This window comes from Paenibacillus sp. 19GGS1-52, from assembly GCF_022369515.1.
GTDB lineage: Bacteria > Bacillota > Bacilli > Paenibacillales > Paenibacillaceae > Paenibacillus_AQ.
In genome coordinates, this window is sequence record NZ_CP059724.1 from 5,473,507 (window position 1) to 5,489,183 (window position 15,677).

The following is a 15,677-nucleotide window of genomic DNA, read 5'->3' on the forward strand; positions in this document are numbered from 1 at the left end:
CAACCTGTACTGTTTGATTCGAAGCTAAATTTTAATCCCTACTTTAAGGTTGTTGTGGATTTTCTGCTGTTGCTGCAACCATATCAACAACAACTTGCCTATCGTTAGGAGCTATAAGACTAAATGAATCTTTAAAAATGGTTTCAATAATTAGTCTCCAATTAGGTGAAATTGATTCCCAATCCTCAGTCCAATGTTCAGTAATATGTTTGTAAGCCTTATATGGCTTCTCATTTGAGGGAGCCGGGTAACCAAGAATGTCCTCAATACAATTTGTCAACATGATTCGATTCTCTTCTATTCCGACAGCTGCTAAAATCGGCTCATTAAATACCTCTGCTCGTGGAACCCCTTCATCTTTATCATGAATAACAATTGGGTTAATCCCCATTGCCCTGAGATATTTCACTAGAGCGATTATAGCTGCCTTCCCCCTTGCTTTAACAATCTGCCAATTACATTCTATGTCTTTCTTTACAACAGGTGGCATCCGATTGATAGTTTCTCTAAGAACTATATCCTCTGTATCTCCTTCAACGATTAAAACGTTTTTGGAGAAGAACACTCTTGAAATATAGTCATCAATTTTCAGCAACATCTTAACGTAAGTCTTATCTTCTCCTTGAAGCTTTTTGAACTCTTCACTGGTATTGAAAGATGTGCATTTCAGTCTTTCAACGTTTAGTTCTCGTTGCTCTACTGTAAGCGTAGAGTTAGTACGTGAAAGACAATTTAGAATTTGCAGCGGTTTTTTACTTAAATCAATCATATAAGGCGAGTGTGTCGTACAAACAATTTGATTATTAGGTGCACTGGCCAATTCATAAATTGTTTCTCTCATTTGTTTAGCTGCATTTGGGTGCAAATATATCTCTGGCTCTTCAAAGCCAATTAACAAAGGTCTACTTTGACCTGCCCCCCGTCTATTCTCCCTTATATTTCTATACCTTAACATTGCAAATACTGCTGAACGGATAATACCAGTCCCCTGCATATTCACTCCCGTTGTAATATTGCTGAACATCGAGATTTTAAACTGAGGTTTTATAACTTTATCCGCTTCTGCTAAATTAGTAATTGCCTTAAGACCAGTATTCGGAAACACATCGCTAATAGTTCTGTTAAGTTCCAACATCATTTGACCAAATTCGCTTCCCTCATCTTCCGGGTCTAACTCTGCAGCCAATAAATCTAGATGTAATTGTGCCTGCCTAAAATTAGCAGAGGCATCCCTGACATCATTAAACAAATGCGTTAAAGTGGTATTCAACGCACCGCCCGCTGCAGATAACTCCTCTATTTTATCTTGAGCCGGTATGAGTAAGAATTTAGGTAACCTTGTTAGTACATTTGCAGGTATTCCACCTGGATTAGTAAACCAAACTTCATTTTGTTCATCAAAATCGTATAAGTCCTCCAATTGTTTTATAGGTTCATGCTCTTTTTGAGTTAATCTTTTTGTTGAATCTATATGTGCAATTCGCTCTGTTATTCTCGAAGTGTCTAGACCTGCATCAATATAATCTTGAATCGTCTGGCACTGCCCGAACTCATTTTTCAATGTTTTTGATTGCTCACGCATCTCAATAACACAGTCAATATTGGGTTTAAATGTCTTTCTATAGATAATTCTATAGTCTTGCTCACCTTCATCATTAATGAAATTGAGCACACGACCTTTAAATCCAATCCATCCCTTTGCGTCTTCTGGTATCTCGCGGAATTCAGCTATTAAAGTAATGGTATCCACACCACGAGTATTGACAGTAAGTCCTTCTTCTTGCAGAGCGAAAAAATCCTCTTCAGTTAGTTTTTTAAAATCATTGAGTAGGATATTCAAAGCAGTTAGTATTGAACTTTTCCCAATATTGTTTTCACCTATTAAGAATGTTGCATCCGAAAATAACACCTCTGTTTCCAAATGTCTTCTAAATCCTTCTATTTTTAAGCTATGTAATTTCATACTCTGTCCTCCTCGTAGAATGTTTTCCACTATAGGATAGAGTTCGACAATTTATTTCATAATCCTCCATAATAAGTATATTCACGATACATCTTACTTAAAAAGACCAAGCTTGTCCCACTTAAACTTTCCCATCCACTAAAACCTATTTACTGTTCCTTAACAGAACAAACTGATGCTGCCTACCCATCTTTTTAAGCACTAAGTGTTCCGAAAAGATAACGATTTTACGCTGGAATTAGCAGGTTTCGTGCTTTGGCATCTCCCTCGGCCATCATCCCTAAGTATTTGCTCTCATCCTGCTCCGATAGGGGCTGGGGAAAAGCGTTGTTCCTTACGTAGGATACCAGTTCAGCAGCGCAATCGTGCTTATGATTCCAGGCAACTTGGCACCCTCCCCCCCGCACATAGGTACAAGCTCATCATTCTGCTCCTCCATAACACATGTCATTTAACCAAACCTTTATAATTTTCGCTTTTTTGCGTTCATACGGATACCCCAGTGCATTATTCACAAAAGTACAGCCATCTTTCTCGTAAGCACCATAATAAGGATGACAATGTCCAAAGCACCATGTCTTCCCGTGTAACCGGGGTAACCATGCTGCACCATCAAAGAAATAGAAGCTTTGTATAATATCCTCCTGATGTTTCAGCGGAAGTTGACTCCAGTCTGGTCCCATATGAGTGACAATAACATCGCTTTTATCGATAATGGGGTCAAGAAGCTCCCACTCCTGCTGGAAATCAGGTGTTTCCGTAATATAATTTATATCGTTCATTCTTGTCCGCCATACCTCATGAATCCATTTGAACTTCTTCTTCAGTACTTGTATGCCATAGCTATAGTCGTACCACATCCCGGTGCCACCGAATGTAATTCCATCGATCTGTAAGGTCTGCCCTTCAAGCACATAAACACTGGGTATTTCTGCTGCCAAATCTTTCATATGGAGCCAACGTAACTGCGAAGAGTTCTGATACAATGCCTTTTGACTATTAGAGATTAAGTATAGATCATGATTTCCCCGGACGAAAATGATATGATGATAGTATTCTTTTAAAACTCCCAGCATTAGTGCATTCTGTTTATTGTAATGACCCAGATCACCGGCAATAACAAGTGTGCTGGAAGGATCATCAGGAAGAATGCCCTTTACAAACCGGTTAATACGCCACTCTAACCGGTGCACATTGGTATTACTCACATAAAAGTCCAAATGGACATCCGAAATCAGATCAAATGTTTTACCTCCCGGTATCATGATATCGCCTCCGAAACTCGTTATTATTGCTAATTAATTGGGCTAAAGTAACAGGAAAGAAAAAGTTAATATCCACACCTGCATTTAACATTCTCTCTTCCTCCAGATACTGTTGAACACCGGGCTTTGCGTGCTATTATGGATGTGCCCAAATATATGAATACTGCCTTGATAATATCTCGCCCATTCCCCAATAGGATAATGAAAGAGAATAATATGCTTATCCTCGTCGTTAGTTTCAAGATATGTACTCACACTCTCAAAGTATTTCTCCACATCCACTTTTTGGGTCCATTGCTCATGGTTACCTCGTATTAAGTGCTTTCTCCCTTTAAGCTGGTCTAAATAATAGCCTGGAGTGTTACTGCTTCTAAAAAGAAAATCGCCGATAATATACACCTGATCTTCTGATTCCACCACACTATTCCAGTTACAGATCAGTGATTGGTCCATCTCTTCAATGGAAGCAAATGGACGATTGCTATGCTTAATAACATTCTCGTGCCCGAAATGAGGGTCCGCTATATAAAATTTACGCATTACCATCTGCCCCTCTCATATGAAAACACTACCACTATATCCTATAAAGTAATTAGTTTGGGTTCTTCGGCCGGTTGATCTATTGTAAGCGGATATTTATATGACTCTCCAAATCTGTCATAGTTCGTTCTAATGATAGTTCTCTTCTGTTTACGTACTAATCTATATACTCTACCTTCGATGACATAGTCCCGTCCTGCCTCCGGTTTGAGAAATGAGCATGCATAAATAGTATTTTTATTTAATGAATAACCTTTAGAATTATACCCCTTTGCGATTGATGAGAGTGAAATACTCCTATTCATAACCAGCACTCCCTTCTGCATCATCCCAGCTAAACATGCCACGATAAAATCCTTATTTCCGCCTTTAATCCCAGATTTGACGATTACTTTATCCCGATTTTGCATCCACCACCGCTTATTCTCTGTCGCAATATGTGACTGGTCCTTTTTCAAGAAATTAGCCTGTACGGAGCTTAACACAATAGATAATGATTGTACTTCCTCATTTCCGAATAAATTACTAAATCTGATCCCTTTAATATGTTCCATGTCCATAAATACAATTGTTTCTGTTGTCATGATAATAACCTCTCCTCTTCACTTTATTGTGATTGTTGCTGGCTAAGTCCGATTCATAAACACAGTATACAGACCCGCAACCTACTCTTGGGAAGAGGGTTTTTGAAATAATTCACAAGAAATTTATCAGCAATGCTGAATACAAAAAGGCGACAGCCTTCCGGATTACTGCGGGAGTGAATCGCCTTAATCATTACTACTAGAAGTTTTATTTTTTGCCGTTTCGTGTTCTGCCTGCCCCGCTTTCTAACTGTTCAGGCTGATTCTTCAAAAGAACAGGTGGCGGCTGTAAGCCAAACTTCTCTTCAGCCACTTTTTTAATTTCTTCAATTGGAATGCTGGAGAGTGAATATTCAAAATCCTTGTCAGACAAATACTCATTCAGTAAGTAAACTGAGCAAGATTTAATTTTTATGTAGTTTTTTTCAAGGTATGTATTATAAATTTTATTATATGCTTCAGCGGAAAGCCCTTGACGAAGATCATTAATATATGCTTCAAATGCTTCTCCACTAAGAGTTCCTTCCAATACAGCTTTTTTCTTATAATCGTTCAAAATCTCACTGTTATTACCCAGTACCATCGACAGTACATGGTCATTACATTGATCCAGAAATAATGTTGCTAATAACTCCTCGTCATATAGCAGAGTGCTCATGTTCCCCGCCGGATAGGTCTGATTTAATGATTTCTCCATTAATATTTGGAAATAGGCGAGATTTTCCGACTTGAATTTTCCCTTTATAAACTCCGGATATACTTTTTGTGAGTCAGCAAAGCTGTGAAAGCCTAATACGTTCATCTCCTCTATTTGCTTATCCACAATAGTGCTCAATTGTTCTATTCGCTTATTAACCTCACTATTAAAACGTTTCAATAGACCATAAGCCATATCACTCAAAAATATATCATTATCCTTGTACATCTCATTAACAAACTTATCAATAATATCATTGAGACCTAACTCCGCAAGTAAATAAAAGCTGTTATATTGCTCATATAACTCCAGCCAGTTCACCTGTTCAAACCACTTTTTTCCATACCGTTCCCTTTCAGTTTCCAAGCGTTTAATGATTACGTTTTTCCGGTGATCATAATACTTATCAATTTCCAAGTGGAATAGTTTAGACCAACTCTCGTTACTTTCAGCATTTATATATTGTTTTTTTGGCTTCAGAAACACCTAATATATCTCTTACCCGCGCATCCTTTATTCCCAAAAAATCCTTCAACAGACGCACCTTAGCGATAATTCGCGCTTCTTTTTCACCAAATAATATTTTTCCGGATTCATTTTTGTTTACCTTAAAGTATTTAGCTTTCTCTACATATTCTCTATCAATTCCTTGTCTAGTAATATCTACCCCGTATCTCATTAAAAATTTCGCAAGCTGCTCCGAGCTCATTCCTTCATTTTCTATGTGTTTTTCCACACCATTCATCCTTTCTCAAAGTGCATTGGAAATATTCCAACATGCTCATTTCATATTTTTATTCTACTAGAATGTAACCTGGTTACCGCAACTCTTTCATACTTAATTTATGAAATTGACGCAAAAAGCCCAAGCTTGTCCCACTTGAGCTTTCCCATCCACTTAAATCTATTTATTGTTCTTTAACAGTACAAACTGATTTTGCCTACCCATCTTTTTAAGCACTAACTGTTCCGAAAATATAACGATTTTACGCTGGAGTTTGTTCACAACGTCTTCACTATATGGGCGACTAATCTCAAGTTATGTTCAATCAGCAAATTCCGGGCCTTAGCATCCCCCTCAGCCATCATCCCTAAGTATTTGCTTTCCTCCTGCTCCGTGAGCGGCTGTGGAAAAGCATTATTCCTTACGTAAGATACCAGCAGCGTCAGTTCTTTGATCAGCAGCGCAATCGTGCTTATAATTCCTGGCAACTTGGCGACACCTCCCGCACATGTACAATGAAACCGGCCGTTTGCTTTACGGGTTCATGGTCATTTTATTGTATGTGGGCAGGAGCCTATAAGTGCCTGTACGGGGAAATTGTACGAGGCATAAACGAAGAATACTGTATTAATCATCTTCTACTACATCTATGTAAATCCCACCCCCTTTATAAACCCAAAGGATGGACCCATCTGACATCGCTATCCTTAAGCTTCGGAATCCAACCGTTTGGAGGCGCTTGATCTGAGACGATAATATGCACATCGTGTAGATCAACAATTTTGGCTAATGTTCGTTTAGCGATTTTTGACTCATCCGCAACTACTATCACGGTCTCTGAACAACGAATTAATTCCCTTGTGAGTACTGCTTGCTCGTAGTCGTAGCTTGTAATCCCATACTCTAAGGAAACACCATCAACAGAAATAAAGGCTTTATTGACATAGAAATCTTCCATAATTTTCTCAGCAATTGGACCCGATACCCGCAGATGTTTCACGTTGACTTCCCCGCCTATCAAAATAATCTTACCGTCGAAGGACCCGCGTTTTTTATGTTCGATAAGTAACATAAGCGCGGGGATAGAGTTGGTCAATATCGTTATATTATGCTTGCCCTCTAAGAAATGAATGATTTGCAGCGCAGTACTTCCTTCATCTACTATGATCACATCATTGTCATCAATTAACTCCGCGGCCAGAGACCCAATCTTGCTCTTGGCCTCTGCGTTAATTAATTCTCTTTCATACAGCGGAGGCTCAATTTCTACTTTAAACTTAACCGCACCGCCATATATTTTTTTTAATTTATTTTCTTTTTCCAGCTCATCGAGATCCCTGCGGATCGTTTCCGTTGTAACTTCAAACAGCAAAGCGAGCTCGCGCGCGATCACTTTCCCCTTCTCATTCAACAGCGTCATAATACTTATTTTTCTGTCTTCACCCGCTAGCGACACCTGGGTCCCTCCTTAACTCACCTATTCTGGCCTTAATACGTTCTGGAATTTCATTATACAGCTCGTTCCATGTAGTATACAGATTATACGGGATAGAGTAACGTACAAATTTCATTGATGGCCTAAACCTACGCCCCTGTAAATAACTAGTAACCATTGTATTGATTTCGTCATTGGTTTCAAAGACACCTTTAAAGATTCCAGGTACAAGCAAACCTCCATCCCCCGCTTCTTCATAAGCTGCACTGTACAAGTTTGGCACTAATTCCATAAGTTCGATCATTGGAGCGAAGGCGTGTTTACCAGGTTGCGAATAGAGCCTTACATGCGTATTATGCTCCAGATTGCTGCGATCTTTCAGTAAAGCCTTAAAGTACCAGCCATGAAAGCTAGCCTCTGCGTCCACAACAGAACCATCTTTGCCTATGTACACCCAGACATGTTCCAATTCATATAAATGGCCGATATCATAGTCAAAATAGATCGCATACTCAATGACATAATCGGTCATTTCATTAGTAAATTCGATATACCGATCTGTGACGGAAGGTGAATTTCCGGGTTCTCTAAATAGGGTAACACCAATTCGCACGGGAAAAAACGGCTCATTCGCATCAAAGTAAATAGATGGACTATAAGTGGCCCAATTCATACTCATTAGGTTATCACCTTGCCGGTTTCTTCATCGAAAATATGAATAGCCTCAGAGTCAAGAGTAAGATAAACGCGTTCATCATACGTTACATTGAGCTCAGTTGGACTCAATATACGAATAAAATTCATCGTGTTTTCACTATCTCCTAATACTACCTTGATCAATTTCTCCCGACCAAGCTGCTCCACCAGAACGACCTTAGCCGGAATTGTATTCTCCTGCGGCACTTTGGAAATCTGAATATGATGAGGCCTTGCCCCTAGGGCTACCTTTGATCCTTTAAATTCACTACTTAATTTTTTGGTCGATTGAATTTTATAAACAAAGCCATCTCCACTTAATATGCGTTCATTGCCGTTACGAAGGAAGTCACATTTTAATATATTCATCGGCGGATTGCCCATAAAGTGCGCGACAAACAAATTAACTGGTTTCATAAATAATTCTTCCGGTGTACCGTACTGCTGAATTTTCCCGTTTTGCAGGATCGCGATTTTATCGGCAACCGCCATCGCTTCTTCCTGATCATGTGTCACTATTATCGTTGTAATTCCCAGTTTCAGCTGCAGTCGACGAATTTCATCGCGGACATCCACCTTTAAGCGTGCATCGAGATTGGACATCGGTTCATCCAACAGCAGGAACAAGGGGTCTTTAGCAAGAGCTCGAGCCATCGCAACGCGCTGCTGCTGTCCACCTGAAAGCTGGCTTGGCATCCGATCGGTTAATTGATCAATTTGCAGCATAGCAGCAATCTCTTGGGCTTTTTGATATCGTTCCTTCTTCTTTACTTTACGTTGCTTTAACGGAAATGCGATATTATCGATCACCGACATATGAGGATAAAGGGCGTAACTTTGAAATACCATACCAATATCTCTATCCTTTGGTTCCACATCATTTACCATTTTTCCGTCAAAATAAACTTTCCCGCTGCTCGGTCGCAGAAGTCCGGCCAGGATCATTAACGTGGTGGACTTGCCGCAACCAGATGGTCCTAGTAGAGCGACGAATTCACCTCGCTTAATATCCAAGCTGACATTTTCAAGCGCCGTTGTATCGCCAAATTTCTTCGATATTGCCTCTAGTTTTATCATACGCCTTTGGAACCTCCTATGGTCACCTTCATCATAGTACTTTGGGTGAATAGATAAAATATGCCGATCGGTATGGTATAGAAGAGTCCAATGGCTGTTATTAATCCAATATTCGTAACCTTATCATCATCCGTGAAAATAACTTTGGCCAAATATCCGGCCAGCGTCAACTTTGTGTTATCGAAAATAAACAGCTTAATTAGCAGCCATTCTCCATAAGCACCCATAAAAGCGTAGATGGCGATCGCAGAAATTCCTGACAGCATATTAGGAAGTATAATTTGATAAAGACATTTGAAACGACTGCATCCATCAATCATGCCGGAAAATTCCAAGTCCCAGGATACTTCATCAAAGAATCCCTTTAGGATATAAACATGCCAAGGAATCATTCCTGCTGCAGATAGAACAACAACCGCAAATACGGTATTGAGCAATCCTAAGTACATCATTATGAAAAAACTTGTGATCAACAGCGTAATGCCAGGAAATGACCCCATGATAAACAGAAATTTCAAAGCAAATCCCTTGCCAAAAAAATTTAACCTAGAAAAGGCATACGCTGCTGGAATAGCGACAAGGAGGTCAATCACCGTGATAAGAAGCCCAAAAACAACTGTGTTTAGCACAATCGGCCAAATGATGGGGAAACTTATTCCTTCAAGTTCAAATGACCTCGTTAGAAACTGCCAATTCGCCCAAGAAAATCTACCTGAGTTATAGTTGTATACAGACGATACAAATAACCAAATGATCATAAAAACGATAGGCAGCATTAAGAGGATCATAAAGAAATGAATCAGGTTCTTTTTGCTGAATTTCCATAAGTTCATTGGGTTTCACCACTCTTATCTAGTTTGGTCAGTCTTCTATCCGGGGAGGACGAATCAGTTTATTGAAATCAAACAAGCGGAACAATAGCAGCGTTAGAAGAAGTGAAATGACCACGACAATGACCGATATGGCTGCGCCATATCCATATTCCAATCCATTAAATGCCTGCTGGTAACCATAAAGAGCCAATGTTGTCGTATCCACCACCGGGCCGCCTCTTGTAGCAAGCAAAATAAAGTTATAACTTGCAAATAACCCAATCGTTGAAGTCACGGTAACGTACATAATCGGCCATTTTAACGCAGGAAGAATGATGTCCCTAATAATCGATCGATCTTTGGCTCCATCTACCCTTGCTGCTCTATATACATCTTCGGGAATGGAATTGATCGAAGCAGAGAATAGAATCATGCCTCCCGAAGCCCCTGAGATCACCCCGGCAATAATAATAATGAGCAGTCCTGCATCATTAAACCACGATATCGGTTGTTCGAGTCCAAAGTACATTACCACTTTATTGGCAAATCCGCCTGGTGTCGGGTTAAATATATATTTCCAGAATACAACATACACTAAGCCAGGCATGGTGCTTGGAATTAGCCAAATGACACGATAAAGGGCACCTAATTTTTTATTCTTCACCAGATACTGTGTGCAAATGGCTAAGAGCAAGCTGAAGGCGACAGTAAGCACTAATGAGAAAAACACATAAATCAACGTTACCTTGATGATCGGCCATAAATTAATATCAGCAAGTATTCTTTGGAAGTTCCCAAACCCGATGAAATCGGCTTTCATCTTACGATCTAAATTGGTTGCGGCCATCCATAACGTTGCTAATGCAGGAATGACAAAGAACAGTAGGGTTAAGACAGCAAACGGTGCCAAAAACAAATAGGGGTAAGATTTTTTTTTCAATCTAGCTAAATTCATTGGCCCCTTCCTCTCTCCTATGTACGACTTGCAATTGGAGAGACTGAACAATCCTCACCTATGCAAGCCGTTGTTTCTTCTATTTTATTTACCGTTATCTATCTGAAAATGACTTGATCCTGCTCAACACCTTGTTTATAATTTCCTTCGAATAACGCATAGGCTTCTTCTACCGTCGCACCTTTAACCATCAGTGCCTCAAGACCTTTAATTTGTTGTTGCAAATAACTAGGGTAGGCAAGATGCGGCGGACGTACTTTGGTATAATCCAACATGTAAGCTACATCATTTAAGAATCTGGACTCACTAAACCGTGGATCTTCCTGCCCCGATCTTGTTACTGGCAACTTACCCGATGCAATGGTATGATCCATTTGTAAATTTGGAGCCATTGCTAATTCAATGATACGTTGTACATAAGGCATTTTCTTCTCATCTACCTTGGAACTTACGTAATACAGACGCGGATTCGCCAGTGAACCCGGTTTACCACCCTTAATTCCAGCCGGAATCAGACTGAAGGTATTGTTGGCATAGAACCAATCCTCGAATTCCTTATCCGATTTCCCATAAGCTTCTTTCATATTATTGTAGGATCCGGTACCACCAATGAAAAACATGACATCCCCATTAACAAAATATCCAAATCCAACATCTTCCAATGCGGCAAAATCCTTCGTGATTGCTCCACTATCAATTCCTTTTTTCCAAAAACTATAAGTATCTGTAATGCCTTTTTTATCAAAAATCACTTTACTTTGTTCCTGATCATAAGGCTCAAAGCCCATGATTTGATTGTTGATATCCTGAACACTGATGTTATCTAGTCCATCACTAACCAGGCCGTATTTCGTCACTTTTTTCTCAACGGCTTCAGTGGCAATGTTCAACATATCATCCATCGTAAAATCACCTTTAAGCACACGATCCGGAAGCCCCTTAATATCAGCATCAGACCAACCCAGTGCTTTCAAAGCTGTTTTGTTTATATACAAAGGGGAAGCATCCATATCCTGGATCGCACCATATACATGTCCTTGGTATTCCATGATATCCCACAAATTTTTTGGAAGTGTTTTAAATACTTCCGAGTCCTTAAGCCAATCAATCGGTTGAATAAGTCCTGCATCCAATTCCCAGCCGATATCCAGACTTGAATTCATGGAAATATCGCGCCATTGACCGGCTTGAGCCTGTAGAACAAGCTCATCATCACCCACGGCTGGCAAGATGTCTTCTACTACTTCAACATTTTTGCCTTCTGCAACTAACTCTGCATTTAATGCTTTAAAAGCGGCTGCATAGTTTAACATCCGAGCGCCGTAATCATCCTCGCCTACGCTAATTTTAATAGTTTCTTTAGCACCAGCGTTTTGCTGAACATCTGCTGCAGAAGCTGTTTGTTCCCCAGTATTGTTATTCGCACTGCATGCTCCCAATACTAAAGTCAATCCTAGCAATACTACAAACAACATGGATAATTTGGTGCGCATTTTCATTTCCCCTTATCTCATTTTTTATACTCTCGTACAATATCAGTATAAGATTGGAGTGTCATAAGAGGATTAATTCCACGTTAAATATATGTTTTCTTGTTGTTTTATTATTGCTTTCTTGTTGTTTTATGCTATTTTCCTGTTGTTTATGGTGTGAAAACTTCTGAAATCGCCTTTTCAATATAATAAAGGGCCTGTTCCAGCTGTTCTTGGGTCGTAATTAGGGGCGGAACCAAGGTTAATACGTTGCCATTAGAAACCTTAAAGCTTAAACCCATCTCCATACAGCGGTACATAACCTTTTCAGCGCCCTCTACTGCCTCTTCCTTCGTTTGGCGATCAGTAACTAACTCAATTGCCGCGAGCATTCCAATCACTCGAACATCCCCAATGACTTCATGTCTATTCTTCATAGCCATCAGCTCCCGCTCTAGAACAACACCCATTCGCTCAGCGTGTTCAAGTAGTCCGTTCTGCTCAATATATTCGATTGTCGCCAAAGCAGCGGCACAACCCACAGAGCTCTTCTCATGGGTATAATGCCCGAGGGAAATATCGTGAGCAACATCCAAGCCTTCACGAGCAATAATGCCCGCCATTGGAAATAATCCGCCTCCAAGTCCTTTTCCAATAACAACAATATCCGGAATAATATCGTAATGCTCGTGAACGAACATTTTGCCTGTTCTCCCGAGTGCTGTCGGAATTTCGTCCAACACTAGCAGAACACCGTATTGATCGCATAATTGACGTAACCGTTGGAAGTACGCTTTGGGTGGAATCTGAACATCTGTGCTGCGGACCGGCTCCATGATGACTGCTCCAACATCGGTCTCCCGCTTCAGCATATACTCGAGATAATCAAGCGTTTTCGAGCCGTCATGATCGGCATCTCCGTAGAAACTGCGATAGGAATTATAGGGCATCATATGCTCTGTTCCTGGTAACAGAGGGCCCATGTGGTTTCGAAATATGCCCTCTCCTCCTACAGAAATCGCATCTAGGCTAGCACCGTGGAAGGAGTCCCAAGTAGAGATTGTTTTGAAATTGCCCGTTGCTTTACGAACAAGCTTCATGGCAATTCCAATGGCACTTGTACCACCAGGTGTGAATAGCACCTTATTCAGATCACCTGGCGCCAACTCAACAAGCTTGCGTGCCAATTGAACCGCAACCGGATTCGTATAACGCCGTGGCAGAAAAGGTAGATCATCCATTTGCTTCTTAACGGCATCGATAACATAACTGTTCTTATATCCAACCTGATGCACGCTGTTGCCGTGAAAGTCCATATATTTGCGACCGTCTAAATCTTCTAAATAGATGCCTTCCGCATTGGTTATCACATTCAGACAAGGCGAAGACATCGATTGATGCAGAAAGTAACGACTGTCTTCTTCTAGAACATCCCTAGTTTGGCGACTTAAATGTGATTCTTGCCAGCGCTCGCGTTCTATCGATAGATTAATATCTCCTTCAGTTCTCTGATATGCTTTAATATCCATGAGGTCTGCCTCCTCCCAGCAAAGTGATGTTAATGGCTTCGATGAGTTTAGGCAGTTGTGACATATCCTCGATGACATAATGCGCTCCGTACTCCATAAACTGCTGCTTGGCTGCTTCAACTAGGTTCTTCAAAGTAGCTGGCTCCATCTCGTTAACTTCTTCCTGCGTCAAACCTAATATAGAGCTGCCTTTAACGATGCCAACTGCCCATACCCCGGCGTTTCTGGCCTCTTGCATGTCTGACTTCGTATCTCCGACTTTAACGATTTGTGAAGGCATACCCAGATCCAGTTGAATCATATTGGCGTAGATCATATAAGGATACGGACGTCCTCTGCCCTTGACCGAATCAGGAGTCAGCCAGTAATCTGGTGCGTAACCGTTCAGCTCTGCCTTGCTTGCGACTATTTGCATCATGGCGTCGTTATATCCTGTCGTCCCACCAATCCGCAACCCTAATCCCCTAAGCTGCTGCACAGTATCGACAACATGCTCAATAGGTTCGGCGAATCGAGGTAAGATTTCAAGCAATTTGGGTTCAAAAGCATCGTGTAACTGATCCACATCGCTATCGGTGAATGGACGCTCCATCTTTTCTTCAAACAATCTGCTTATCCGCGGCATTTCCAGCATCATTTTAATATGATCCCATTTCAAGGACCCCATTGGTGCCCGTACTTCTTCTATTGTTGGTTCGATTCCTATCATTCGGAAAATATCGAAGAACACATGCACGGGAGCCATACATCCATAATCAACCGTTGTTCCTGCCCAATCCAAAATAACACCTTGTACTTTCATAAGTTCTTCGCCCCCCGATTCATTCCCCATTGTTTGTCGCATAGGATAATATTGCCGCACACAGACTTACCATATCTTCTACATGTACATCTCCAATTGAACCGATTCGGAATACCTGTGTGTCGCTTAATTTACCAGGATAGATTACATACCCTTGCTCTTTAAGAAAAAGATACATAGACTCAAAGGTAAAATGTTCTAAGTCCGGATACAAAAACGTGGTGATAATCGGTGATTGCAGCGCTTCCGGCAGGTAGGCCTTAAATCCTGCATGCTCCATTAAACGAACTAACGTTTGTTGATTCTCAAGGTATCTTGCATAACGCCGCTCTACTCCGCCCTCTGCTTCTAATTCAAGCAAGGCCTGATAGAAGGCCCGTACCACATGCGTCGGAGAGGTGAACCGCCATTTCCCCTCCTCTTGATCCATCACTTGCCATTGATCATATAGATCTAAGGATAATGACCTTGCATTATCCTTACACTTGGCCAATTCTTCCTTTTTACTGAGAATAAAACTGAAGCCAGGTACGCCTTGAATACATTTATTCGAGCTGCTAATCAGATAATCAATGCCCCACTTCTCAACTTCTATTGCAAGGCCTCCGAAGCTGCTCATCGCATCTACAATCGCTATTTTTCCGTGCCTCTTTATCGTGTGTACCAGCTGTTCGAGCGGATTTAGAATACCTGTTGTTGTCTCACAATGTACGAAGGCCACATGGGTAATCGCTGTATCCTGCTCCATAACGGCATTCACTTGCTCTACATCAACCCTTTGATTCGGGGCAAATTCTAAAGTTCTGTAACTGATTCCGAGTACCCGCGCAATTTCCTCGATCCGTGTGCCATACACTCCATTAGCCAGAATGAGGAGTTTTCCTGCCTGAGGAATCACTGTGCCAATCGTTGCTTCGATTCCGAAGGTTCCACTTCCTTGCATTAACACTGACGTATAACGGGTTTCAGAGGCCCTGCCTAAATGAAGCAATTTGCTGCGAATCAACTGAACGATATGTTTATAAGTATCATCCCAGGTACACCAATCCTTCAGCATCACTGCTTTGACGGAAGGTGTTGTTGATAGCGGGCCCGGTGTTAATAATAAATAGTGTTCTCTCATTGA

Annotated in this window: 15 protein-coding genes and 1 pseudogene; all 16 read right to left on the bottom strand. The window is 40.8% G+C overall.

Features of this window, described 5'->3' with window-relative positions; genetic code table 11:
• Window positions 1-43: 43 nt before the first annotated feature.
• Entirely contained in the window at window positions 44-1,963 is a 1,920-nt protein-coding gene (locus H1230_RS25290) for an ATP-dependent nuclease (RefSeq protein WP_239712595.1), read from the bottom strand.
• Window positions 1,964-2,385: 422 nt separating this feature from the next.
• The gene (locus H1230_RS25295) at window positions 2,386-3,228 is read right to left on the bottom strand and encodes a metallophosphoesterase family protein (protein ID WP_239712596.1); all 843 of its coding nucleotides are present in this window, start codon (window positions 3,226-3,228) and stop codon (window positions 2,386-2,388) included.
• Between the two features lie 84 nt (window positions 3,229-3,312).
• Window positions 3,313-3,768, bottom strand: coding sequence for a metallophosphoesterase (locus tag H1230_RS25300; protein ID WP_239712597.1), 456 nt, complete (start codon window positions 3,766-3,768; stop codon window positions 3,313-3,315).
• Between the two features lie 41 nt (window positions 3,769-3,809).
• Window positions 3,810-4,352 carry a hypothetical protein gene (locus H1230_RS25305; protein WP_239712598.1) on the bottom strand — a complete coding sequence of 181 codons (543 nt, stop codon included), beginning with the start codon at window positions 4,350-4,352 and terminating at the stop codon, window positions 3,810-3,812.
• Window positions 4,353-4,560: 208 nt separating this feature from the next.
• A complete protein-coding gene (locus tag H1230_RS25310) occupies window positions 4,561-5,535 on the bottom strand; it encodes a hypothetical protein (RefSeq protein WP_239712599.1) in 975 nt (324 codons plus the stop codon).
• Complete coding sequence (locus tag H1230_RS25315; protein ID WP_239712600.1) at window positions 5,498-5,785, bottom strand: hypothetical protein; 288 nt, start codon at window positions 5,783-5,785, stop codon at window positions 5,498-5,500. Before H1230_RS25315 ends, H1230_RS25310 begins: the two co-directional genes overlap by 38 nt.
• 275 nt (window positions 5,786-6,060) lie before the next feature.
• Window positions 6,061-6,261 (bottom strand): annotated as a pseudogene (locus tag H1230_RS25320) (RNA polymerase subunit sigma-70); the annotation flags it as partial.
• A 179-nt stretch (window positions 6,262-6,440) separates the two neighbouring features.
• Window positions 6,441-7,229, bottom strand: a complete 789-nt coding sequence (locus H1230_RS25325; protein WP_239712601.1) for a DeoR/GlpR family DNA-binding transcription regulator — start codon at window positions 7,227-7,229, stop codon at window positions 6,441-6,443.
• Complete coding sequence (locus tag H1230_RS25330; protein ID WP_239712602.1) at window positions 7,213-7,887, bottom strand: hypothetical protein; 675 nt, start codon at window positions 7,885-7,887, stop codon at window positions 7,213-7,215. Before H1230_RS25330 ends, H1230_RS25325 begins: the two co-directional genes overlap by 17 nt.
• On the bottom strand, window positions 7,887-8,981 hold the full coding sequence (locus H1230_RS25335; protein WP_239712603.1) for an ABC transporter ATP-binding protein: 1,095 nt from the start codon (window positions 8,979-8,981) through the stop codon (window positions 7,887-7,889). The genes H1230_RS25330 and H1230_RS25335 overlap by 1 nt, the downstream gene beginning before the upstream one ends.
• Complete coding sequence (locus H1230_RS25340; protein ID WP_239712604.1) at window positions 8,978-9,814, bottom strand: carbohydrate ABC transporter permease; 837 nt, start codon at window positions 9,812-9,814, stop codon at window positions 8,978-8,980. Before H1230_RS25340 ends, H1230_RS25335 begins: the two co-directional genes overlap by 4 nt.
• A gap of 28 nt (window positions 9,815-9,842) precedes the next feature.
• On the bottom strand, window positions 9,843-10,748 hold the full coding sequence (locus H1230_RS25345; RefSeq protein WP_239712605.1) for a carbohydrate ABC transporter permease: 906 nt from the start codon (window positions 10,746-10,748) through the stop codon (window positions 9,843-9,845).
• A gap of 98 nt (window positions 10,749-10,846) precedes the next feature.
• Window positions 10,847-12,241, bottom strand: a complete 1,395-nt coding sequence (locus H1230_RS25350) for an extracellular solute-binding protein (RefSeq protein ID WP_239712606.1) — start codon at window positions 12,239-12,241, stop codon at window positions 10,847-10,849.
• A 149-nt stretch (window positions 12,242-12,390) separates the two neighbouring features.
• Complete coding sequence (locus H1230_RS25355; RefSeq protein WP_239712607.1) at window positions 12,391-13,749, bottom strand: aspartate aminotransferase family protein; 1,359 nt, start codon at window positions 13,747-13,749, stop codon at window positions 12,391-12,393.
• Window positions 13,739-14,551: a phosphonoacetaldehyde hydrolase gene (gene phnX, locus H1230_RS25360; RefSeq protein WP_239712608.1), complete on the bottom strand. Its 813-nt coding sequence runs from the start codon at window positions 14,549-14,551 to the stop codon at window positions 13,739-13,741. Before phnX ends, H1230_RS25355 begins: the two co-directional genes overlap by 11 nt.
• 19 nt (window positions 14,552-14,570) lie before the next feature.
• Window positions 14,571-15,674, bottom strand: coding sequence for a 2-aminoethylphosphonate--pyruvate transaminase (gene phnW, locus H1230_RS25365; protein ID WP_239712609.1), 1,104 nt, complete (start codon window positions 15,672-15,674; stop codon window positions 14,571-14,573).
• Between the last annotated feature and the right edge of the window lie 3 nt (window positions 15,675-15,677).

Excerpts from the sequence above, each read along its gene's own strand:
- H1230_RS25345 (WP_239712605.1), bottom strand. The coding sequence starts at position 10,748 with ATGAATTTAGCTAGATTGAAAAAAAAATCTTACCCCTATTTGTTTTTG.
- H1230_RS25290 (WP_239712595.1), bottom strand. The coding sequence starts at position 1,963 with ATGAAATTACATAGCTTAAAAATAGAAGGATTTAGAAGACATTTGGAA.
- H1230_RS25295 (WP_239712596.1), bottom strand. The coding sequence starts at position 3,228 with ATGATACCGGGAGGTAAAACATTTGATCTGATTTCGGATGTCCATTTG.
- H1230_RS25340 (WP_239712604.1), bottom strand. The coding sequence starts at position 9,814 with ATGAACTTATGGAAATTCAGCAAAAAGAACCTGATTCATTTCTTTATG.
- H1230_RS25305 (WP_239712598.1), bottom strand. The coding sequence starts at position 4,352 with ATGACAACAGAAACAATTGTATTTATGGACATGGAACATATTAAAGGG.
- phnW (WP_239712609.1), bottom strand. The coding sequence starts at position 15,674 with ATGAGAGAACACTATTTATTATTAACACCGGGCCCGCTATCAACAACA.
- H1230_RS25300 (WP_239712597.1), bottom strand. The coding sequence starts at position 3,768 with ATGCGTAAATTTTATATAGCGGACCCTCATTTCGGGCACGAGAATGTT.
- H1230_RS25355 (WP_239712607.1), bottom strand. The coding sequence starts at position 13,749 with ATGGATATTAAAGCATATCAGAGAACTGAAGGAGATATTAATCTATCG.
- phnX (WP_239712608.1), bottom strand. The coding sequence starts at position 14,551 with ATGAAAGTACAAGGTGTTATTTTGGATTGGGCAGGAACAACGGTTGAT.
- H1230_RS25350 (WP_239712606.1), bottom strand. The coding sequence starts at position 12,241 with ATGCGCACCAAATTATCCATGTTGTTTGTAGTATTGCTAGGATTGACT.
- H1230_RS25330 (WP_239712602.1), bottom strand. The coding sequence starts at position 7,887 with ATGAGTATGAATTGGGCCACTTATAGTCCATCTATTTACTTTGATGCG.
- H1230_RS25335 (WP_239712603.1), bottom strand. The coding sequence starts at position 8,981 with ATGATAAAACTAGAGGCAATATCGAAGAAATTTGGCGATACAACGGCG.